Genomic DNA, 21,632 nt, shown 5'->3' with positions numbered 1-21,632 from the left:
GAGGAAGCGAGGAAGGGACTCATGCCGGAGAGGACCATCGACTTCGGGAAGTTCGGCGCCCGGGGCACCAAAGGCAGCGACGCCGTCGCACGCAAGCTTGACGAGCTCGCGGACGGCATCGTCACCCCGGTCACCGTGAAGCGCGGCCTCATGGCCCGCCTGCACTACCTCACCCGGACGGACCACAGCCGCAGGGCGGCCCGGGACGCCGGGCTCACGGTGACCGACCGCACGCTGAAGGCATGGTTGGACGAGAAGCGCCGGCCGTCGAACGCCAACCTGGAACGCATCGAGGCCGCCTACCGCCAGGTCCGCCGCCAGAACGTCGCACGGCACTTGCTCCGACGCCTGAACGCCCGCGGCGGGACCCGGGTGGAGATCCACCCGCTCAACCAGTCACAGGTACCGCGCCCGCTCCAACGGCTGGTGGAGTACCGCACGATGAACGTCCGCCGCTGGGACCGCATAGTCGAGACCTGGGCAGCCGGCGACCACCAGGCCCTCGACGACGCCTGGGAGGACGTCATCGTCGACCTGGGATCCCAGTGGGGCCAGTACGAGTACGTCACCAACATCGGGTTCGCCGCCTAGACCCGGACTTCGCGGGTCGTTGATTCGTATGGTGTGACCGGTCCCGGGGTGTCCTCGGGCCGGGGTGTGGCGTTGGGTGGGGTGTGTCGAAGACTTCCCGGTCCCCGCGGTCACGGTCTCAGCGTCAGCGTTTTGAAGTAGCGGTGACGTCCGTGGTGGAGAAACGTCTGGGCGCTCTGCCTGTCGTTTCCGAGTTCACTCGTCGGCTGGATCTGGCCGGGATCATCGATGAGGTATGCCCTGGTGGCATCAGCGCGCTGGCGACGCACGGGCAGGTCATCGAGGCGCTGGTGGCCAACCGGCTGACCGCACCGGCACCATTGGTGCGGGTCGGGGACTGGGCTCGCACGTGGGCGGTGGAGGAAGTCTTCGGTATCGAGCCGGGCCTGCTCAACGACGACCGGCTAGCCCGGGCTCTGGATGCGATTGCTCCGCATCTGGAGCACGTTGCCGGGACGGTCGGGGCCCGGGCGATCGCCGAGTTCGGTATTGATGTGTCCCGTCTGCACTGGGACATGACCAGTATGTCTGTCCACGGCGCCTATCCGGCCGAGGGCCAGGACGAGGACTTCCCAGTCATCGGCTACGGGCATCCCAAGGACCGGCGGGTGGATCTGAAACAGGTCCAGGCTGGGCTCGCGGTGAGCGCCGACGGCGGTATCCCGGTCCACGCCCGGGTCTTCGACGGATCGGCGGCCGAGGTCAGCCAGGTCGTCGGGACGATGAAGGACCTGCGCACGATGGCCGGTACCCGCGATTTCCTGATGGTCGCCGACTCCAAGCTGGTGTCCTACTCCAACGTCGCCGCCCTGCTGACGGCCGGGGTTCAGTTCATCGCTCCAGCCCCCGCCGCTCAGGTCAAGGGCGAGGTCTATGCCGCCCTCGACCTCACCCTGGCCACGACCGTGGACTGGGTGCCGGACAGAGACGCGGGCAAGACAGCCGCTCAGCGTGAGAGCTACCGGGTGCTGGAGGACACCCACACACTGAAGGGAGCGAGGAAGAGCGATCCCGAGCTCACCGTGCGGCGGATCCTGGTCCACTCCACCGCGAACGCCGCCGGCCAGCAGGCCGCCCGGGACAAGCGCCTGACCAAAGCGGCTGACGATCTCGGCAAGCTCGCCGGTGCGGCCGGCGGACGGCATTACAGGAGTGCCGAGAAGATCGTCGCCCGCCTCGGTGTGATCGCGGCGAAGCGCCGTGTCGCTTCCTGCCTGCGCTTTCACATCACCGAGGACGAGCACGGCGTCCCCGCTATGGACTGGCACTTCGATGAGGAGGTCCTCAATGCCGAGGCCGCGGTCGACGGCTGGTACGCGCTGCTGACCTCGCTGCCCGCCGAGGAAGCCGATCCGGGCCAGGTCCTGATCCACTACAAAGGGCAGGGAGCGGTCGAGCGCCGCTACCACGACTTCAAGGGACCGCTCGCCGTCGCCCCGGTCTTCGTGCAACACAACCGGCGCGTCGCTGCCCTCATCCAGGTCATCTGCCTGGCCCTACTGGTGTTCTGCCTGATCGAGCGGCAGGTCAGACGGGCCCTGGGCCCCGAGCAGACCATGACCGGCCTCTACCCCGATAACCGTCGGGTCCGCCCGACCGGCCGCATAATCTTCTACCACCTCGGCGAACTCACCCTGCGCATCGGCAACATCACCGACCCACCCACCGTCCAGATCACCCGAGGCGTTCAACTCCACCTCCTCGATCTCCTCGACACCGACATCGGACAAACCCACTGGCCACAAACCGGAAACTGTGACCCTCGAAGTCCGGGCCTAGACAGCCACCAGACCCCTGCAGTGCCTTCGACCTATGGCGGGTAATGCCGTGCTGCCCAACAGATGATCCGTGACGCGTTCAGCGGCGGCATTCACGATGCGCTCGACCTGCTGAAGCGCTGCTACATCCGGCTACCGCGGGAGCAAATTCCGCCAAGGGCCCGGCGCTGCTGAGCCGGGCCCGAACCAGAGGGCTACTCGGTAGGCAGGGTCTCCCGCATCGCCTTGGCGGTGGCAGTTGGGTCGTAGCTCTCGGGGACGCCTTCGACCAGAATGATGTCGCCCTCGATATGCCGCGAGCGCAGTGGTGCGATCTCCTGGTATGCGGGTGAGTCCCACCAGGCCCGTGCCTCTGCAATCCCCGGGAAGCCGATCACCACGACGTGCCCGGGCCAACTGCCCTCCTTCACCTCGTGCTGCGCGGCGTGCACGAGGAATCGGCCGCCGTGCGGCTCGAAGGTGGCGGTGATGCGCTCGATGTACTCAACGATCTCCGGGACCGGGGCGGCCTCTTGCAGGTGCGCTATGGCATAGGCGGGCATGATGTCCTTCCAGTCGGTCGGGTTCCGTACGCCGCCGATCATGGCATGCGGAGCCACCCGGGGCGATGACCCGCCAGGTAAGGTTCCTGCCGTCGTGACGGCCTCCATCGCCGAGTAACTCAGACTCGAGCCTGGTGCGTTCACTGGTACGGCACCAGTGAGTACCGCTGGGACCCAGCAGCAGATCCGAATCAACGACCCGCGAAGTCCGGGCCTAGAGCATCCTGAGCGCCTGTCAGCCGCCCCGGGCCTCCCAGCCCGGGGCGGCCCGCGTTCGCGGCCCAGAAAGGCATGCAGTGCTCCGTACGGCAAAAAGCACCCCCGAGGCGGGGGAGTGGCCCCGCCGGTCGGCCCGGCCCGATGACGCGGCGCGGACCGACGACGAGCACGAGCAGGAGCACGGAGCCGATACCGCGCCCGCGGCTGCTGCTTCTGTCAGGACAGAATCGCTTTCCACTCGGCAAGGGCAGCCCTCAACTGCCGTGCGCCACTGACCCGTTCGGTCAGCGCGCACCGCCCAATCCCGTCCCCGTCCGCCATGTAGACGTCTATCTGAATCTCCGGGTCGGGCGCGGCGAGGCTCTGCCCGGCAACGGGCTGCACGTCGATTAGGACGCCCCCGAGCCGCAGTCTGAATCCCTCGTAGGCGCCCTTTAAAAGGGTCGCCGTGGTCTCTGCCGTGGTTTCTGCCGTGGTCATCGCTTTGGTCTCCTCACGGGTAGGTTCAACTCGTCAGTATCCAAAGGTTCCAAGCATCCTTGTGAATCTTGCGCGCGTGCGCCAGGTGCCCTACGGGCACTTGATCCATCCGTCCTTTTGCACCTCGGTCCCTTCGATCGGGGCGAGCAGTGCCGCCGCAACGGCCCCTCCCGGGTCTCGGCCCCACGGGTTGACGGGTGCCGGCAGCACGCGTCCGGTGCCGTTCACTGACCCTTCCTCACGAACTGTACGGATGGGGCCGGGAAGGTTCTCGACCTGCCGGCCCCGTCGTTTTCCTCTTGTTCAGCTCAGGCCGTCGGTCGGCTGTGCGCCGGGCCCTCATGCCGGATCTGCGTGCCCGGGACGGTCCGGGCGATGGTCTGCCCTTCCGGTTCATTCGAACATGTGCTCGCTTCCGTCATGACAGAAGCGAGCAGTTGTGCAATGATCGCCAAGGTTTCAAAAAACGGCCCTCGTTTCAGGTACGGTCTTTGAAACCAACACTGGGAGGAGCGCTGTGATCGGACGTCAGGCGCATCAGGTCGACGCGAGGCTCAAGCAGCTGGGCGTGAGCAAGGAGTTATTCGAGGAAGCGCTGGACTGGGCATCGACCCAGGCGAATATGTGCACGGATTTCGACGCGCCCGCGATGCCGGGGATCACGTTCTGGAGCAGGAGCAACCGCTATCTCGCGGAGTGCCTGACTGATCAGAAGAAGCAGAACCCGGTGTGGAAGTACACACGGCGCGACAGCATTCTGCGTGTCGTGCATCCTTCCGGGAATCATGCCATCACCGCTATCAGCGGGTCGGGTGGTGTCGGTGATCTGGACTGCACGGTCCGGTCCAAGAACCCCAAGGGCCGTGTCATGGCGCAGCTGGTCGAGAACAACATGAAATACGAACGCGGCGGCCAAGGCGTCTTCAGCTCCCGGGACGAAGTCGAGTTCGGCGGGGAACTTGGCTCCATGCCCCTGTGGTTCCTGCTCTATGAGCGAAACGACGAAGGTATGCTCTCGGCCGAGCTCTCCCTCCCGGTGAAAATGGAGGGCCAGTACGTGAATGAGAATGAGTGGAGCGAGCGCCTGCCGCTCTTCACCCGAGCTGATCCGGGCCTCGACATCGCACTCCTGGACGCGCCGCCTGCCAGCGGTGACGCCCTGGACTTCGAGGTCAGTCGGCAAGTAAATAACTAAGCACGACAGGAGTTGGGGAAAGTGTTTACCCCCGAAAGACTGGTACTCGCACGTAAACGAAGGCGAATGACGCTCGCGGCACTGTCCCGCGAATCGGGCTTCTCTGCCCAGAGCATCACCGCGTTCGAGAATGCGCGCAAGGTTCCGTCCGACGAAACACTTTCCTCACTCGCTGAAGCCCTTCACTTTCCCCTGTCGTTCTTCCACGCGCCGCCGGCACCCGACATGGTTCCCGGCGCCGTCAGTTTCCGCGCCCCCTCGAAGATGAGCGCCGCCGAGCGTGACGGCGCCCTCAGCTGCGGCTCCATCGCCGCCACCTTGAACCACTGGCTTGAGGACAACTTCACCCTCCCCAAGCCCGGTGTGCCCACCTACGGCGAGCTGTCCCCCGAGATGGCCGCCGAGCAGGTACGTGCCGACTGGGGGATAGGAGAAGCACCAGCGCCCAACATGGTTCATCTCCTTGAGGCCCACGGCGTGCGGGTCTTCTCCCTCGCACCGGACTGCCTGGACGCCGACGCCTTCTCCACCATCCGGCACGGCACCCCTTACATCCTGCTCAATACCCGCAAGACCGGCGAGCGAGGCCGCTTCGACGCCGCGCACGAGCTTGGCCACCTTGTCCTGCACAGCGGCTACGAGTCGCCCCGCGGTCCTGCCGCCGAAGCCGCTGCCGATGCCTTCGCCTCTGCCTTCCTCATGCCGAAAGCCGGCATCCTTGCCCAACAGGTCAGCAACGCCTCTGTCGAGCGGATCCTCAGCGCCAAAAGACGGTGGAACGTATCTGCAATGGCATTTACCTACCGCCTGAGAAGCCTGCAGCTCCTCTCTGAATGGCGCTTTCAGCAGACCGCGAAACAGCTCGCCCAACTTGGATATAGGAAAGGCGAACCCGGATCATCCATGGTCCGCGAGAGCAGCAGAATCATCTCGAAAGTACTCGAAGTGCTGCGCGCAGACGGAATCCCCCTGACTGATCTGGCGAACGCATTGCACATCTTCCCTGAAGAACTCAACCACTACCTGTTCGGCCTTGCACCCATCGGATACAGGGGCGGAGAGCAAAAGACAGCTCCCATCCGGCCCGCACTTTCCCTTGTCCGGTAGACAGATTATGGGCGTCGTGGGTTGTTCAGTGAGCCGTTTCCAGCCTGACGGGTGGTCGGATGGGTGACCCCGGCGGCGGGCGTGAAGAAAGCTCCTGGTAGACGGGTTCACGACCAAGATCACCAGTCCGCCAGGAGCTTCCGCGTGCTTGTCTACCCGTCCGGCATTGATCTGTCCAGCCGCGCCCTGCAACACCTCTCCGGTCTCCTCGCAGGTCACCGCCGCCGGATCGGCTCCCGGTGGCGTCGCCTCACCTGTGGCCGGCAGGCCCTGCTCGTCCTGGCACACCTGCGCTGCGGCGACACCTACGCCCGCCTCGCAGCAGGTTTCCACGTCGGGATTGCGACGGTCTATCGGTACATACGCGAGGCTGTTGACCTCCTGGCCGCTCTCGCGCCCACGCTGGAACAGGCCATGACGGCCGTGCGGAAGAAGGCGTACGTGATCCTCGACGGCACCGTGCTGCCGATCGACCGCATTGCTGCCGACCAGCCCTACTACTCGGGGAAGAAGAAGCACCATGGGATGAACGTGCAGGTCCTCGCGGATCCAGCCGGCCGGCTGATCTGGGCCTCGGACGCGCTACCTGGAGCCGTGCACGATCTGACCGCGGCCCGGACCCACGGCATTCCCGCCGCCCTGACCGCCGAAGACATCAAGTGCTGGGCGGACAAGGCGTATCAGGGCGCAGGCCCTGCTGTCCGTGTCCCGTTCCGGGGCAGGATTCTGCGCGGCTGGCGCCGGCGTCACAACCGCGATCACGCCAAGATCCGCAGCGTCGGCGAACGCGCCATGGCCACCCTCAAATGCTGGCGGCTCCTGCGGAAGCTCCGCTGCAGCACCACCCGGATCACCGGCGACGTCCGTGCTGTCGTCGCCCTCGAACTCGCCACCTGATCAAGATGAAAAGGCTCCTTCACTCCGGTTTCCGCGCTGACAGTGACGTTGGTATCGGACCTGAACTCCGTTGACATGCTATTCGTGACACCGACTTACCAATGATCACTTTCGCACCTACTCCTGGGGACAATTGCCAAGCACGAAAGGCGCCAAGGAATCAAATATCCCCGACGCCCGACTCGAACCATGGATCACTCGCAGTAACGCGACGCACTTCGCGGGGCGTGAGGTCACCCCACCAGGGGAGTGAAGAGAATCATTCGTGGCTCTGTGGCAAAGTCTTGCCCAAGCGGCGCCGGCTGGGCCGACCATCAGCGGCCGAATCCGTGGCGCTGTACCGACGCGAGGACGGTTCGGTTCGGAGTGGGGCATGAATTGATTCGACCCGTCATTCGCCGATTGCGCGGGAGTAGACGCAGGCGGCCAAGTCGATGACCGAAGGCCAGATGTTCCATCAGCCGGACGTCCCCCCTGCTGTGGCCCTATAGTCGGCAGATAGGGATCCGGATGGGCGGAAGCCCCCCTACGTGAGTCGTGCCGACAGCTGGTGGGTGTCCGGGTCCAGCACTGTCGGCCCGCACCCGTGGGCCGACCGGTTCCCTGCACGACCGTCGTGTCGGGGTGTTCGGTCCTGCTCGGGGGGCATGAATGATTCCAGTCGTACAGCGTTTCGTGGGAGCGGTGGGGGCGGTGGTAGTCGCCGCAGCGGTAAACGTGGCCACCGGATTCCTCACTGATCACCGATCAACGGCGTGGTGGACTTCTGCGGCGGTGTTACTCGTAGTGGGGACCGTGGTGCAGTGGTGGCTCCCTGTGGCACCGGAGCAGGGCAGAAGCCAGCGGGCCGATGACAACGAGATCGACGGCAATTTGACCCAGGCGGCCACCGGGCCCACAGCGCAGGAAGCGCACCGGAACAACGTCAAGGGAGATTTCCGGCAGGACCAAAATGGGTGAGCCGCAGAGGGAACCCCGAGGGACGTTCCGTCGGCGCACAGCCCGTCAACCCGAGACCACGCAGGGCGCGGACGGCAACTACGTCGGCGGGGACCTTCGGCAGGAATTCACCATTAACGTCGGTACCGCGGCCGACGCCAAGAAGGTACTGGGCACCTCGCGTACACCGAGTCGCCGCACGGTCCTACTCGGCGGCGCCACACTTGCCGCGACGGCCGGCGCACTCGTCGCCGTACGCCTCACCGGCACGGACGGCAAGAAGGCGCAGGGCCCGAGACCGTTGAGCGATTTGTTCGCTTTCAATAATCGAGATTTTCCCCCTTTCGATAAAGCAGGGTTCACAAAACAAATCGATGCCGTAATGCAGACGCCGGATAAAAAAGGCAGGTATTGGCTCTTCTCCGGGAAAAATTTCACCCTCATCCAGGTGACCCGCAAGGAGAGAAATCTCGCTGAAGTGGTGCAGAATCCAGGACCCTTGACCGACTGGAGTTCCCTCCAGGCAGTCGAGGGCGAAAGTTCTCCACCGTTCAAGAAGATCGATGCCGTGATGCAGTGGCCGGACGACCGCAACAAGTACTGGATATTCTCGGGTTCACGTTTTCTTCGCATCAACGTGGCCAACAAATGGCCCCATATGGATACCAGGATTCCGGAAGATTCGAAGACAAGCCCGCTGAGTGGCTGGAGTTCCCTCGACAACACTTCTCCATCATTCAAGAAGATTGATGCCGTAACGAGGACGCCAGATGACGACAACGAATATTGGGTCTTCTCGGGTTCACATTACCTTCGCCTCAAAGTGAACGACGGACACCATAACGATATCGTGGTCCAGAAACCAAAGCCGTTGAGCGAATGGGGAGGGCTCGGCCATTACCCGAGCTTTGCGGCAGGAATCGACGCCGTGATGCAGATGCCGGACATCCCGAAGGAATATGTTGTCTTCTCGGGGCAGCAATACCTTCGCACGTCGTGGACGGGATCGGAGTGGCTGGTCAAATAGATCAGCGTTCAAACGGCGAGCGGCGCCCCAGGGCCCCGGGGAGAATCCCGTCGCTCCCGGTTTGACCGGTTGATCGTCGATACCCGGACATGAGACGAGCACGGCTTTTGTGGATCATGGAGTCCTACCTTCTTGATGTGGGACTGAACTGGTCATTCGTAAGATCGGCTAGGCCCAGGGGTTCCGGGTATGGCTGTCATGGAGCCTTTTCATCTTGATCAGGTGGCGAGTTCGAGGGCGACGACAGCACGGACGACGCCGGTGATCCGGGTGGTGCTGCAGCGGAGCTTCCGCAGGAGCCGCCAGCATTTGAGGGTGGCCATGGCGCGTTCGCCGACGCTGCGGATCTTGGCGTGATCGCGGTTGTGACGCCGGCGCCGTGGATGCCTTGGTGCTGGGGTTCACCGGCCCCCGGCTTAGACCGCACCATCTGGTCCTGGCGGTGGGGGACGAGGGCGGGCCGGCCAGGGTTTCCGCGCGCCTTGAGCCCGTGCTTGCGGCTCGTGTCGGTGAGGCATTGAACAGCGCGGCGGTGGTGGGGGAGCGGCGGGCCGGGAGTGAGCCGTACATGCGGGTGGAGACGGACCTGGTCGTGGAGGAGGACCACCGAGCGGATCGGGTTTCTCGGGCGGCGGCTGCTGAAGGCTTACGCCCTGGACGACGTCCGGCTGCTGCGCCGTGCCCAGCTTCCTCTAGGCGGTCTAGATATCCGCTTGCCCCGTCGGCGCCGACGGGGCAAGCGGACGGTCTATCCGTCCGGGAGGCTGGTGACGTCCTGGATCTTCTGATCGAAGGTCACACTCACCACAACCCGATACGGCACGATGTGCACCGATCTATCCGGAAGTAACACGCGGGCCTCGCCGCACTGCCAGATACGCTTCCAGCCCAGAACGATCCGCACCGCGGTCCGTTCTGGAACCGTGACACCGATCTCCTCTTCGAACAGATGTGTGCTGCCGATTGCCAGGGAGAGCGTGCGCTGCAGTTCGGCTTCAATGCTTCCCTTCGCCGAGAGCCAGAGAAGGTTCACGCCCACGTGACCGCCCGAGGACTGGGTGCGGGTCTCGCCCAGCGTCAGGGTCCGGGTCCACTCACGGCTGGCCTTCAGGCTGCGCGTAACGGGGGCGGGGCTGGCACTGTTATCGATCAGCCGCACGTCCTCACCGAGCCATTCTTCGGTACGCGTCATCTGCGTCACCCCCAGAACCCGGGCGTCCACAACCCCGGAATCAGAAGGCGCGGACGTTGAAGAGTCTTCCAGGCGGCGCAGCAGGATCTTCGAGTGATCCTTAGTGCACCTGCACTCGAAGCGGATGGCCTCGCCCGGCTGTACCTCGATGTCGAACGTCTCGCTGTGATTCAGGTTGAGGATGAACGACAGCAGGTCATTGCGCAGTTGCACACGATGGCGGCCCGAAGACACAGGGATGACGACTTCTTCGTCGATACGCAGGAGAGCCACCTGAACGCCGTCGATCCGCACCCTGAAGGTGTGGGACTTCTCTCCTAGGTCCGCGAGGCTTCCCGTACGGACTCTGCGTATTTGAACTGTCCCACCAGACACGGTTAGCCCTTCCTGACTGAACATCACGTATGTATCGCGGCTGCCGAGGACCGACATCGGGCTCGTGAGGAAAAACGCGTCACCGTGCGGCAGCTCATCCATCAAGGATCCCGAACCCGACGGGCCCGTGGGGGCAGGACATGCGAGGTCGGGTCGGGATCGCGCGCCGGACGCCCGGCCGCTCCGTCCCGGATTCTGTGCCGCCTGGTGCTCGTCGCCGGTACGTCAACACAGTGATGTACCGGCGGGGCCTCAGACGTACAGGGCGGCTGCGGCCGGGACGGGGTCCGGCCTGCGAAAGCCCCGGCTACCTGGATGTCAGAGTGCGGGAGGCGCGTAGGTGATGCCGACGTCGCCGGCGGACGTCGCGGCGAGAGCCACCACCTGCCAGATCGCTTCGGGGATGCCGTCCCGGGGCCCGTCGCAGGCGTCGTTGAGGAGGTCTACGACCAGCGCCACGGATGCGCCGTCCGGCCCGTGAGCCGAGAACTTGACCTGCTGCGCCGTCCAGGGCTGCTCTCGGGGCGAGGCGAACTCGACCAGGGCGTGGTAGGCGGCGAAGCCTGCGCCGCTCTGGGTGAGGACGAGCGTGCCCACCTGGAGGTCGAGGCCGACTTCCACTTGGGTGTCCTCCTGCGTCACGACGGGTTCGCCGGTGGCACTCAGCTCCATGCTGCTCTCCAAGGGGAAGGCGGGATCGTGTGCCGAGCATTGCAGCCGACTGTCTCCGGTGGGGACGGGGGCGGAAATTGCCCACTCTCCCGAGATCCGATCAACCGGGGAGGCGGAAAGGGTCGTTTCCGCCCCCGTTTCCCATTGGAAGGTCACAAGGAACAGGAGGGCGGCGAGCGCCATGAAAGCGGCGAGCGCCACACCGAGGGCAGGAATCAGTTCCGGGTGACTGGCAGCGAAGGGCCGACGACTGGGATCCGGGCCCTTCCCGCGCTCTGTGTCCGTCTACCAGCGCATCCCGAGCTGATCGAGGTCGGTGCGGCGCTGCTCGGGGAGTTTGGCGGCGCGTTTGCGGACGTTGTCGAGCCAGGTGCCGAGCTTGACCACCACGGGCCCGTCAGCGCCGTTCTGACGGCCCGACACCGCCTCTGCCGACTCCAGGTGCTCAGCATGCTTCCGGGGCACCCGTAGGTGTCCTTCCCGGGCGTGGAACTGCCGTGCCGCCGCGAGGTTCGCGGCCCACTTGGTGTCCTGCGTCTGCTTCACCGGCCGCTCGTCTTCCCCGGCCGGTGCGATTTTGAGGGTGTTCTCCAGGATCCATTGCTGTGCGGGCAGGAGCTGTTCCCATCCGAACCGCTGCGCGGTGACCCAGCGTCCGAGGTCCTCGCCCTGGACGACGACGTCGCCCACGGTCTCCGGGAGGGTTCCGCCAGCCTGGATGTGGTTCTGGGTGAGGCGGTAGCAGCGCTGCCACGCGGTGTCCCAGACCGGGCACCATCCCGGATCGATCGCGTCCAGCTCGTCCCGCCGCGTTTCGGCCATCGCCCCGGCCGCCGACGGAACGGGAAGGCCGGCCGCGCGCAGCTCCTCGTTCTCCCGCGCCCTGCGCGCCGCGGCCCTCGCGTTTTTCGCCCACACCCCGATGGGGTGCCCGTCCCAGACGGCGGTGGTCGGCGGGAGGAAGTGGCCGTGCACCGCGGCGTATTCCTTGGCGACGGCGATCCCGTCCGCCCAGGCCGCGTCCTGCTCGGACCACACCATCCCGAGCTTCTCCAGCTCGGCTACCCGCCCGGCCTCCAGTGTCCCGGCCGTGTAGGAGCGGCGCTGGTCGGCGATCCACTGCCCGAGCGGATACCCACCCACCCCGCCCCAGTCCTCCGGCGTGACGACCGTGTACGGCACCCGCAGCACCCCGTTTCCGGTCTCGCGCAGCCACCGGCCGGCCGCCTCGATCCCGCGCCGCCAGTACGCGCCCTCCGGGTCGATGACCCGCAGCCGCACGAACTGGGCCAGCACGGCCGGGTCGCGGTCCTCGCTGAACCGCAGCACCCCGGCCGCCGCCCCACTCACCCGCACCCCCGCCCCGTCCCCGTCCCCGTCCTGGAGGACGTCCTCGGCGTTGTCGCTGGCGTGCTAACGCTGGGGGTGGTTAGTTGCGGTGGTGTGTGGTTTGTGAGCTGGGGTGTTGATGATTGATTGAGAACGGTTTCGGGGTGGTTTTGAGGGTGTGGGATGGGGGTCTGACCTGGGGCTGTTGCAGTTTCGTTGAGACAGAGCGCGGGATGTCGCGGATATGTTCCTGGGTCTAAAGGCATTGACTGTGTTCTTGCTGGTCAGTGGGGTGGCGGGGGGTCAGGACCGTCGTGTACGGGGCCGGGTTGGTGTCGGGGTGGGGCGGTGGTGGGTTTCGGCGAGGTGGTCGAGCTGGATCCCGTCGAGCAAGGTTTTGGTGATTTTTTCGGTGCCGTCACAGATCGCGGTGATCGCGGCTTGGCGGATCAGCCGGGTCAGGCTCCCGATCCGGCCCGCGGTCCGCTGGTGGAGATATGCGGCATGACGGGGGAGGGTTCCGGGCCGATGCTGCTGGAGGTTCAGAGCCTTCTCGAGGCCGGTGATGAGTTCTTTGAACGGCTCGTGTGTCCCGTGCCGGGCGGGCAGCGGCCCGCACTCGATGAGTGAGGCCCTCCCGGCGAGCTGCGCGCCACGCACACCGCTGAACAACGCGGTCGTGGTGACGTCGATGCCCGCGTACACGAACGTCGCACCGATGCGTTCGGTGAGGTCTTTGAGGAGGTCGGCACTCTGGGCGCCGGTGGTGGTGCGGGGGTTGAGGCGGTGGATCTCGTCGATCAGGACGAGACGGACACCGGCCTGCTGGTAGGTGTGGCAGACCGCGTCGGTGATCTGGGCCTGGGTCATGCGGGTGGTGACGGGGATGCCGAGGTAGCGGGCGAATTCGGTGGCGAGGGTTTTCGCGGTGGCACCGGGCGGGACGAGGACGTACGCGACCGGTACGTGCGGATGCTGGAGGCCGGGTGATGGCGGGTTGCGGTGGGTGTGGGCGAGGTGGCAGGTGCGTCCGACGTGGAGGAGCGCGGTGGTTTTCCCGGCCGCCGCGGGCCCGGTGACGATCAGAGAAGGACGAGCAGTCACGGTCTGGTGGCGGCCGAGGATCATCAGGGTGCGGACGCTGGTGGCGAGGGTGTCGATGACCGGGGTGCGGAGGGTGACGAACGCGGAGTGGTAGGCCAGGCGTTCTTCCGTGCTGCGTGGCGGGGCACCGGGCCCGGGAGGCACGGGCGGTGGTGTGGTGGCGAAGTGCTGCCAGCCCTGCCACGTGGTCACCGGCCTGCCGGCGCTACCCGTTTCGGGGACAGCACCCGCAGCCCCCTGCCCGGGCCCGCTGCCCACGTGTTCGTCGCGGGTGCCGACAGGGCGACTGCCCCTGGCCGTGGATGCCTTGGTGTTCACCATTTCAGGGCCTCCGCGCGGGCGTCGTACAGCCCGTACCCGGTATACGGCACGTCCGGTGAGCCGTCGTCCTCACCGGTGTCCTGGTCCGGGGGCGACGGCTCATCCGGCGTGTCGTCGAGAGCGTCGAGGCTGTCGTCGTCTGTTCCGGAAACCGTCTCATCGGCAGCCTGGTCCGGGTGCTGCGGGCCGTCTGAGGCCCGCTGTGCGGGCATAGGCATCCGCACAGGGGCGGTGCGGGTGATCAGGTGCTGTTCGGCGGGGGTGGCATGCCCGGTACGGGCACGGCGCAGGAGCTGGTCGAGGGCGTCGGCGAGGCCGGCCTCGTACCGGTCAGGGTCCAGGTGGCGGGTGACGGTGGTGCGGACGTACCGCCAGGTGCGGTCGTTGAACGGGTGGTGGGCGTGGTCGCGGTGAATCCACGGGATCTCGGCGAGTTGCCCGTCGGGGAGCCGTACCCAGATCTGGCGGACATCGTGCGGGTTGATGCGGACTTCCCATTTCCCGCCGCGGGCCGCTACTTCGGACTCCTGGCCCCGGTAGGGGCCCAGCAGATCACAGTCGTAGGTGCGGTGATGGATACGGATGCCGCGCTCGGTGATGGCCTGCCACCGCACCGGCAGCAACTCCAGATAATCACTGCCGCTCAAAGGGACCGGCACGTACCCGGCGACCGCGACGAGCGCCGCCCACATCTGGTTCGGCGTCAGCGCCGCCCGGGGCAGTACGGGGTGGCGCAGTCCTTCGTGCGGGCGGTGGTGCCAGTGCACGAGCCATTCGTCGAGGAGGTCCTGCAACTGGGCGACGGTGTAGCACGCCTCGCGTTCGATGTCTCTGCCGCGGCGGGTGACGTCGGAACCGGTGTAGCCGGGCAGATGCTGGCAGAACAGGGAGTTGATCGACCCGAAGGTGCGCTCCACGATGCTCTTGGCGGTCGGCGCGAACGGCGGCGCCACCTGCACGCTGATCCCGAGCGTCTCACAGGCGGCGGTGAACACCTGCGACAGGAACACTTTCCCGCGGTCCACAACGATCGTCTCCGGCATCACGACCGGCCGGGCGGCCGCCCCTTGAAGCCGCTCGTCCAGCGACAGCAGCCGATCGCCCGCAAGCAGCCTGGCGTGGGTGAAGCGCAGGGCGTCGGGCCACGCGGGCCTCGCCGGGCGCGGTACAGCCATCTCCGCGAGCAGCAGCGCCGCGTCCACGGCCTGCGTCCCGCCCGGACACAGCACCGCCGCCAGGATCGCCCGCGTGGCCACATCGACGGCGATCGTGAGCTCGGGCCGCCCCAGCGTCCCGTCGTTGAACAGCGCGAGGACATCCAGACGGGTGGTGTCGATCTGGACCTGCTCCCCGGGCCGCAGAGCCACGGTCGGGGTCATGGCGCGCCCGTCTTCCGTGATCGGCGGATTTCGGACCGGCCGCGCGGGGTGGTCGGCCGGGTGGGCGAGCTGATGGACGAGCCGGTAAAAAGTGGCCTGCGCGGGCATGGGCACCGCGTCTCCATGCCGGTCCTTGAGGAGTCGTGCGACCAGCGGCATCAGCGCCTTGACGGTGCCTTTGGAACGCCCCCGCTGCCCGCGCAGCACGTCCTTGATCGCGGTGACGACCCGCTCGTCCTGCCGACCGCCACGGCCCTTCGGGCCGCGGGTGGCGCGGTGGTCGACCAACCCCCATAGCCCCTGTTTACGGTAGGCGAGCCGCATGCGCTGCACCGTCGCCCGCGACACCCGCCCGAACCTCAGCGCGGTCAGCTCCTGCGCTTTGGCCTGCTCCCGCTGGGCCAGTGTGAACCGATCCGGGTCGTACTGCTCCCGTACCGTCCCGCCACTGCCGACCCCGCCGGGAAGGCCGCACTCGACTTCCCGGATGTGCCGCTCCCAGGCCAGCGCCTTCTCCCGCGCCGCGGCCGGCGCCGTTTCGAACAGCCCCCACCGCGGCACCGCCTGCGCCTGATCCGCCTCCGCGCCCAGGACCGCGAAGCCTGGGTCGGCGAACAGATGCCCGGACAGCACCACCTCATCCATCCCGTCCTGGCCGACCAGATGGAAGCCCTGCCCGGCCAGGGCGACGACCTGCCACCGCACCCCCCGGAACCGCACGTGGGCACCGACGGCCACGACCGGCCGCCCACCACGCCGTACCCCGCTCACACCGCCTCCCCGCCCCGGCCACTGCCGCCAGCCGCGCCGCCTTCGCATTGGTTCGTGCCGCCGCTGACGGCCTGCCCCCTGCTCCGCCACCCACCTCATGTCCGCCGCGACCACGGACGACGTCGCAACCTTGCACGGCGGCGGCCCGTTGATCAACCGGGCCGCCCGTACCCGCAGGGACCATGGGGGAGTGGACCAGGACCCGTTCGTGCAGCGGCACGTCCAGCGCCACGGTCAGCTGCCCGTGCCACAAGGCGTGGAAGGCGACGGGCAGGACTTCGATCGGGTCGCCGACCGCCTCCACGCCGTCGATCAGCGGCCGCGGCCGCGCGAACGCCTCCAGCACGTCGGCCGCAAGTCCCGGGCGGCCCTGGTTGCGTGGGTGCCGGTAGCCGGCCAGCCACTTCAGGTTCGCCACCAGAGTCTTCTCCAGCGGCTCAAGGCGCCGGTAGACGAGCCCTACCTGCGCACACGCCTCCGCGACCGTCTCCGCGGCCTCCAACGCCCGCTCGCCGCCGGCCTCGGTGTGGCTGGGGCAGTCGGCCAGCATCCCGGTGCCGTCCTTGTAGCGGGCGAAGAGCTGCGGCACCCACGAGCGCACCCGCCCCCGGCCATCACGCCACAGCGCCCGTACCGGCCGCCCGGCCAGGCCCACCACCATGGGGTCGCGGTCGAGCACCATCAGCTGCGCCCGCATCGCGTTCGATCCCGACGCCACGTGCCGTCCGGTGGTGGCCGACCACCACAGGCCCGGCCCCCACCGGCGGCCCGGCACGACAGGGAACGCCGACACCGGATCCAGCTCCTCGAAAGCCACCGCCACCGCCGCGTCCGCCCACCGCTGCTGCACCATCCGCCCCACCGGATCGAGGAAGACGGCTTCGAACCCCGCCCCGACCACCACGTCCCGCTGCCCGGCCGCCCTTTCAGGGCCGCCCACCACGCTCCTGCCGCTCATCCCCCCCACCCCACCGGTGCCCCCACCGCACCGGACACGTTTCACGGGTTCTGATCACAAGCCGCCGCCTCATGCGCTAAAAGCAGCGACCGGACCACCCCGGCCAGCCCCGGCTCTACTCGCCGTCCGCACCCCGGTACGTCCCGAGGACTTCTACCGCCTCCTCCTCGGACAGCCGCGCCCACCGGGCCACCTCGTCCACCCTCATCCCAGCGTTCACCGCGGCCACCATGACCCGCCCCAGCACCTGGTCGAGCAGATCCGTGCCCCGGCTCAAACCCTCCAGCATGGACCGGGCCACCTCGGCGGTAGTACCGACCTGCGCACCACGCAACTGCTGCAGCTGCTCTTCTACCTCACCGAGGAGATTGGTGATCAAAAAGCGCTGCTCGGCAGGCACCACGGCCCGCCAGTTCGTCCCCGAGCCGGGCAACTTCTTCTCCCCGGCCAAGACCCGCAGCCCTGCAGCCACCGTCGACGGCTGATGCTCCTGCCGCACCCACCACACGTTCTCCCCGAACCGCGCATACAGACCCGGCCGCCCTTCGGGATGACGACGCAGGCGGACAACCGTCCCCATCCACGCGATCAGCGGACCCCCGTAGTCGACCGCGATCAACGGCCCCAACCAAGACCGCCCCACCCGCTCACCGAGACGGCGGCAGAACTTCCCGTCCGCCCCCAACGGCCGCGGCCGTTCACCCCCGCTGTCCACCCACACAAGCTGCGCCATGACCGGATCCAGCAGCGCATCCGCGACCGCCACCACCTCCGGGAAGATCACCGCATCGCGCCCCACCACCCGCCACCACTCCAGATCAACCCCCGCATCACCCCCGGCGACCAGGTGCAGACGCCGCGGCCAGATCTCCTCCCGCTCCCACCCGTACGCCCCCTCCCACCACCGCGCCACCACCGCATAAGCCAGCCCGAACACCTCACCCGGGTCCACACCGGCCCGCACCGCACGACGCACCACACCAGCCCACCGCCGCTGCGCCGCGACCACCTCCGGAAGACCCCGCAGATCGAGGTACTCGCGGGGCTGGTCGGCGTCCGCGTCCAGAGCCCACCGACCATGGCGCACGCACACCCGCTCCCACCGTGGCGCGTACCGCATCACCCGGGCCGGTTCGCCCGTACGCCGTGCCGTGCACAGCCGGCACCCGAACGCCACCGGCCCCGCCACCACGCCCCCGACCCTCCACACCACCCGCCCCCGGCCGCCCTCCGGTCCGTCGAGCTTGGGATCCTCCCGCCCCCACGACGGCAACGCCCGCCCCAGCGACAGCTCCCCGACCCCGCACACAGCGCCCAGCGTCCTTCGGGCTGCCGCGTCCAGCAGCACTTCCCCATCCGCACGCACGGCCCCACCCTCATGACGGGGCCGGTGGTTCACCGCCTGCCAGCGCGCCATGAACGTCTGCTCCTCCATTCCGTAGCAAGCAGCGATACGGCACAGAAAGGAGAACGTCGTCTCCCCGGCGAGAGGAGGCAGCCGTAACACCCCGGCGTTCACCGCGACCGCCCCGCCGTGCCCGCCGCCCACTGCATGCCGAGCTGGTCGAGTTCCGCCCGCCGCTGCTCGGGAAGCTTCCCAGCGCGTTTGCGGACGTTGTCAATCCACGTGCCGAGCTTGACCACCACGACCCCGCCAGCGCCCACCTGCGCACCGAACCCGCCGCCATCGGAAACCAGCTGCTCCTCGTGCTTGCGGGGTACGCGCAGGTGCCCCTCGCGGGCGTGGAACTGCCGCGCGGCCGCCAGGTTGAGCATCCACTTGTCGTCCTGGGTGCGTTGCACCGGGCGCTCGTCCTCACCGGCGGGTCCGAGCCCGAGGGCGTTCTCCAGAAGCCATTGCTGTGCCGGTTGCAGGGCGTCCCATCCCAACCGGCATCCCTTAACCCACCGCCCCAAGTCCTCGCCCTGGACCACGACCTCCCCAGCCTCCCAAGGCACGCTGCCGCCCTGGGCGAGATGGTTCTGCACGAGCCGCAGGCAGCGCTGCCACCCCGCGTCCCAGACCGGTGACCACCCCGGGTCAATCTCGTCCAGTGCTTCCCGCCGCTCCTGCGACAGGCCACCCGCGAAAGCATCGTCGGGCAGTCCGGCCTCCAACTGCTCCGCGCGCGCATCCGCGAGCCTCGCGGCCGTGCGGAGATTCTTCGCCCAGGTCCCGACCGGATACCCGTCCCACACAGCATGGGCCGGCGGCAGGAAATGGCCGTGCTCGGAGGCCCAGCGCCGGGCAGCGGCAAGCCCCTCCTCGAAGGCGTGATCGCGGTGGGACCAGACCACCCCGAGCTCCTCCAACGCCTTCACGCGCTCCGGGGCAAGTGTTCCGGCCCGGTAGTCCATGCGCTGGTTCCGCAGCCATGTCCCCAGCGGGAACCCCGCAGACTCCCACCCTCATCCACCGGCGTCACGTAGTCGTACGCAACCTTCAGCACCCCGTCCTTCGCCACCTCGCGCACGTACCGCGCCGCAGCCGCGATCCCGCTGCGCCAGTAGTCCGTCTCGGGGTGCAGCACGCGCAGCGCGACGAACCGCGCCACCTCCGCCGGATCCCGCGGAGTGGAGAACCTCAGCAGCCCCTGCGCGGGCGCGCTCGGACCCTTCGCCTCGCCCGTCCGCTCCCGGCCCTCCGCCCCGTCGACGCCCTCGGCCCCGTCGGGCTTCCAACGCCCTGTACGGGGACGGGAGTCGGCGAGCGCCTCGATCACGTCCGTGTCGTGAGCACGCAGCGCCCCGAGGACCTTCGCGAGGGTTTCGTACCCCCTGGAGGTCATCATTTCGTCCGGACTTTCACCAGGAGCAAGGAAAACAGGGACGACCAGGCTGGCGATTTTTCCCTCGCCAGGCTGCATTCGGAGAGCCCGCCCGACCATTTGCACAATATCGACCATTGACCCGCGCGCGTCACAAAAGGCAACAGAGTCACAGTTCTTCGTGTCGACTCCTTCCCCCAGGACGCGAACCGACGCGATCATTTTGAACATGGCCGGACAGGAGACCGTGCCACCCTTCCCGTCGGGCACCTTGACCACGTTCGACGCGAACTCCTCCAGCATTGCCTTTCGGTAGCCGGCCCTGTGGTCTCCATGAAGCCAGGACGCCCCCACCCGCTCCGCCGGGTGGTAGTGCTTCGGATCCTCGGCATACAGCCGCTTCGCGACGGCGGGCAGGCCTTCGGCCATCGCTTCGGCCTCCGCGATCCGGGAGTGGAAGGTGAGGCACTTCCGCAGGTTCTCGTCCGCAGCCGCCGTCAGCAGCCCCGCCTGGAGCGCCGCGAGCCGCGCCCCGCGCACCAGGTCCGAGCCCCGGTCGCCACCCGCCTGCGCGGCATACAAGTCCGGATCGGAAATATCAACGCAAATAACCTGATAGGGGGCAACCAGCCCCCGGGAAATAGCCTGGGAGAGCGTCAGCTTCCAGGCCACAGGCCCGAACACGGGCGACTCGGGGTCCATGCTCGCGATCAGCCGCGGAGCCTCCCGGCCGCCCCGGCGGGCATCCTCGGCGGACTCCCAGATCCTCGCCGTCGCCGTCATGTACAGCCGCCGGACGGCCGGCATCTTCACCTGGTCGTGCACGGCCGCCCACGCCTTCGCCGCATCCCCCGAGGTGCGGTGCGCCTCATCCACGACCATCAGGTCGAAGGCGTCCAGCCCGAGCCGGTGCGCCCCCTGCACCGCCGTGGAGGCAGTGGCGTACGTCGAGAACACCGTCACCACATCCTCGTCCCCCACCCAGGACAGGAGCTCCGCCGCGTCCGTGGTGCAGGGCATCCCGCTGGACGCCGAAACCCGTGACTCGCACGCACCGACCATCGCCCCCGCACGCCCTGCCCGACGCCACTCCGCGGCCATCTGCGCCAGCAGATCCACCGTCGGTACCAGCACCAACACCCGCCGGGCACGCAGTCGTTGAGCGGCCACCGCCGCGATCCTCGTCTTCCCTGACGCGGTCGCCGCGATCACCTGGCACCGCAGCCCCTCCTCCGGCACCGCGACGCCGGCCGGGAACTGGAGATGACGGAGCACGGCGTCGACCGCCTCGATCTGGTGCGCCCTCAGGCCCTGGTCTGTCACCATTCCCCGTTACTCGCCGTCCCGCTCGGATTCGCACTCGTGGTCAGACTCCAGGAGCGTTCCGTCCTCTACCGGACCGAATTCCCACGTCGAGTCACACTCTTCGCAGTATCCGCTTCCGTAGAAACTCACCCGAGACATTCTCTTCTCCTCAATCAGAAACGGACACGAAAGAAAGAGCGACACTATTTCTCAGCTTCCAGTGCCGCGGAGGCATCCGCCCCCGGGCGGACAAACCATCCAGGCCGTGAATTTGACGCATCCTCAACAGGATTTATGGACGCAGCCAGAGTGTCATTTCCTCGGACTCTCCAGTGCTGGTGGGTGTCTGTCCTCTAGGAACAAGGTAGCTGACTCAGAACTATGACGCATGCAGTTCGTGGGAGGATGACCGGAAGTGTTCGCACTCGATACGATCAGGTGCGAACCTCGACAGAATCCGCCCCCGCAGCTTGATGGCTCGTCACCTCACCCAACCCTCGGCCAACCTCCCGTAGCCCGCTGCCCGCGTAGCGGGCCCAACTACCAGGCGCGGAGCGGCTGGTAGTGATCCGCCTTGGCGGATCGTCAGGGTCAGCGCGGAGCGCCGACCCTGACCCTGGGCCACGGAGTGGCCCAGCAACCGAATTGCGAAGCAATTCGGGGAAGTGCCGCGTAGCGGCACC

The 21,632-nt window shown here is 67.3% G+C and carries 17 protein-coding genes and 1 pseudogene; 6 read left to right on the top strand and 12 right to left on the bottom strand.

The genetic code is table 11. From position 1 onward, the window contains the following. Nucleotides 1-21: 21 nt before the first annotated feature. Together OG520_RS44135 and OG520_RS44130 are read left to right on the top strand one after the other, a co-directional pair. Nucleotides 22-591 (top strand): transcriptional regulator, encoded by a 570-nt coding sequence (locus OG520_RS44135; protein ID WP_331737092.1) that lies wholly within the window; start codon nt 22-24, stop codon nt 589-591. Nucleotides 592-743: 152 nt separating this feature from the next. Continuing rightward, nucleotides 744-2,414, top strand: coding sequence for an IS1634 family transposase (locus tag OG520_RS44130; RefSeq protein ID WP_331737090.1), 1,671 nt, complete (start codon nt 744-746; stop codon nt 2,412-2,414). Between the two features lie 149 nt (nt 2,415-2,563). Here OG520_RS44130 and OG520_RS44125 read toward each other — a convergent pair whose 3' ends face one another. Together OG520_RS44125 and OG520_RS44120 are read right to left on the bottom strand one after the other, a co-directional pair. Further along, complete coding sequence (locus tag OG520_RS44125; RefSeq protein ID WP_266752700.1) at nt 2,564-2,911, bottom strand: DUF1330 domain-containing protein; 348 nt, start codon at nt 2,909-2,911, stop codon at nt 2,564-2,566. Between the two features lie 435 nt (nt 2,912-3,346). Beyond that, nucleotides 3,347-3,610: a hypothetical protein gene (locus tag OG520_RS44120; protein WP_331737088.1), complete on the bottom strand. Its 264-nt coding sequence runs from the start codon at nt 3,608-3,610 to the stop codon at nt 3,347-3,349. 517 nt (nt 3,611-4,127) lie between these two features. On the opposite strand from OG520_RS44120, the gene OG520_RS44115 reads away from it, so the two are divergent. The 4 genes from OG520_RS44115 (at nt 4,128) to OG520_RS44100 (ending at nt 8,775) form a co-directional block, all read left to right on the top strand. Next, nucleotides 4,128-4,805 (top strand): hypothetical protein, encoded by a 678-nt coding sequence (locus OG520_RS44115; protein ID WP_331737086.1) that lies wholly within the window; start codon nt 4,128-4,130, stop codon nt 4,803-4,805. Between the two features lie 21 nt (nt 4,806-4,826). Then, nucleotides 4,827-5,912, top strand: a complete 1,086-nt coding sequence (locus tag OG520_RS44110; protein ID WP_331737084.1) for an XRE family transcriptional regulator — start codon at nt 4,827-4,829, stop codon at nt 5,910-5,912. A 144-nt stretch (nt 5,913-6,056) separates the two neighbouring features. Then, nucleotides 6,057-6,809, top strand: coding sequence for a transposase family protein (locus OG520_RS44105; RefSeq protein ID WP_331737082.1), 753 nt, complete (start codon nt 6,057-6,059; stop codon nt 6,807-6,809). A 952-nt stretch (nt 6,810-7,761) separates the two neighbouring features. Then, a complete protein-coding gene (locus OG520_RS44100; protein ID WP_331737079.1) occupies nt 7,762-8,775 on the top strand; it encodes a hypothetical protein in 1,014 nt (337 codons plus the stop codon). Nucleotides 8,776-8,993: 218 nt separating this feature from the next. On the opposite strand, the pseudogene OG520_RS44095 reads toward OG520_RS44100, so the two are convergent. The 10 genes and pseudogenes from OG520_RS44095 to OG520_RS44050 form a co-directional block, all read right to left on the bottom strand. Further along, nucleotides 8,994-9,152: pseudogene (locus tag OG520_RS44095) on the bottom strand (transposase family protein); the annotation flags it as partial. Nucleotides 9,153-9,523: 371 nt separating this feature from the next. Then, entirely contained in the window at nt 9,524-10,444 is a 921-nt protein-coding gene (locus tag OG520_RS44090) for a hypothetical protein (protein WP_331737077.1), read from the bottom strand. 216 nt (nt 10,445-10,660) lie between these two features. Continuing rightward, entirely contained in the window at nt 10,661-11,014 is a 354-nt protein-coding gene (locus OG520_RS44085) for a hypothetical protein (protein ID WP_406016790.1), read from the bottom strand. A gap of 285 nt (nt 11,015-11,299) precedes the next feature. After that, on the bottom strand, nt 11,300-12,364 hold the full coding sequence (locus OG520_RS44080; RefSeq protein WP_331737073.1) for a helicase associated domain-containing protein: 1,065 nt from the start codon (nt 12,362-12,364) through the stop codon (nt 11,300-11,302). A 282-nt stretch (nt 12,365-12,646) separates the two neighbouring features. Further along, nucleotides 12,647-13,639: a TniB family NTP-binding protein gene (locus OG520_RS44075; RefSeq protein ID WP_317862449.1), complete on the bottom strand. Its 993-nt coding sequence runs from the start codon at nt 13,637-13,639 to the stop codon at nt 12,647-12,649. A gap of 122 nt (nt 13,640-13,761) precedes the next feature. Next, a complete protein-coding gene (locus OG520_RS44070; protein ID WP_331747554.1) occupies nt 13,762-15,885 on the bottom strand; it encodes a Mu transposase C-terminal domain-containing protein in 2,124 nt (707 codons plus the stop codon). Next, nucleotides 15,785-16,876, bottom strand: coding sequence for a TnsA-like heteromeric transposase endonuclease subunit (locus OG520_RS44065; RefSeq protein ID WP_331737070.1), 1,092 nt, complete (start codon nt 16,874-16,876; stop codon nt 15,785-15,787). Before OG520_RS44065 ends, OG520_RS44070 begins: the two co-directional genes overlap by 101 nt. Nucleotides 16,877-16,991: 115 nt before the next feature. Further along, nucleotides 16,992-18,293, bottom strand: a complete 1,302-nt coding sequence (locus OG520_RS44060) for a DNA-binding protein (protein ID WP_331747553.1) — start codon at nt 18,291-18,293, stop codon at nt 16,992-16,994. 98 nt (nt 18,294-18,391) lie between these two features. Next, on the bottom strand, nt 18,392-19,234 hold the full coding sequence (locus OG520_RS44055; RefSeq protein WP_331737066.1) for a helicase associated domain-containing protein: 843 nt from the start codon (nt 19,232-19,234) through the stop codon (nt 18,392-18,394). Next, the gene (locus tag OG520_RS44050) at nt 19,195-20,970 is read right to left on the bottom strand and encodes a DEAD/DEAH box helicase family protein (RefSeq protein WP_331737064.1); all 1,776 of its coding nucleotides are present in this window, start codon (nt 20,968-20,970) and stop codon (nt 19,195-19,197) included. Before OG520_RS44050 ends, OG520_RS44055 begins: the two co-directional genes overlap by 40 nt. Nucleotides 20,971-21,632: the final 662 nt, after the last annotated feature.

Source organism: Streptomyces sp. NBC_00984 (assembly GCF_045162475.1).
Lineage (GTDB): Bacteria > Actinomycetota > Actinomycetes > Streptomycetales > Streptomycetaceae > Streptomyces.
Note: the sequence above shows the minus strand (reverse complement) of the source record. Positions and strands in the feature narration are given on the sequence as shown.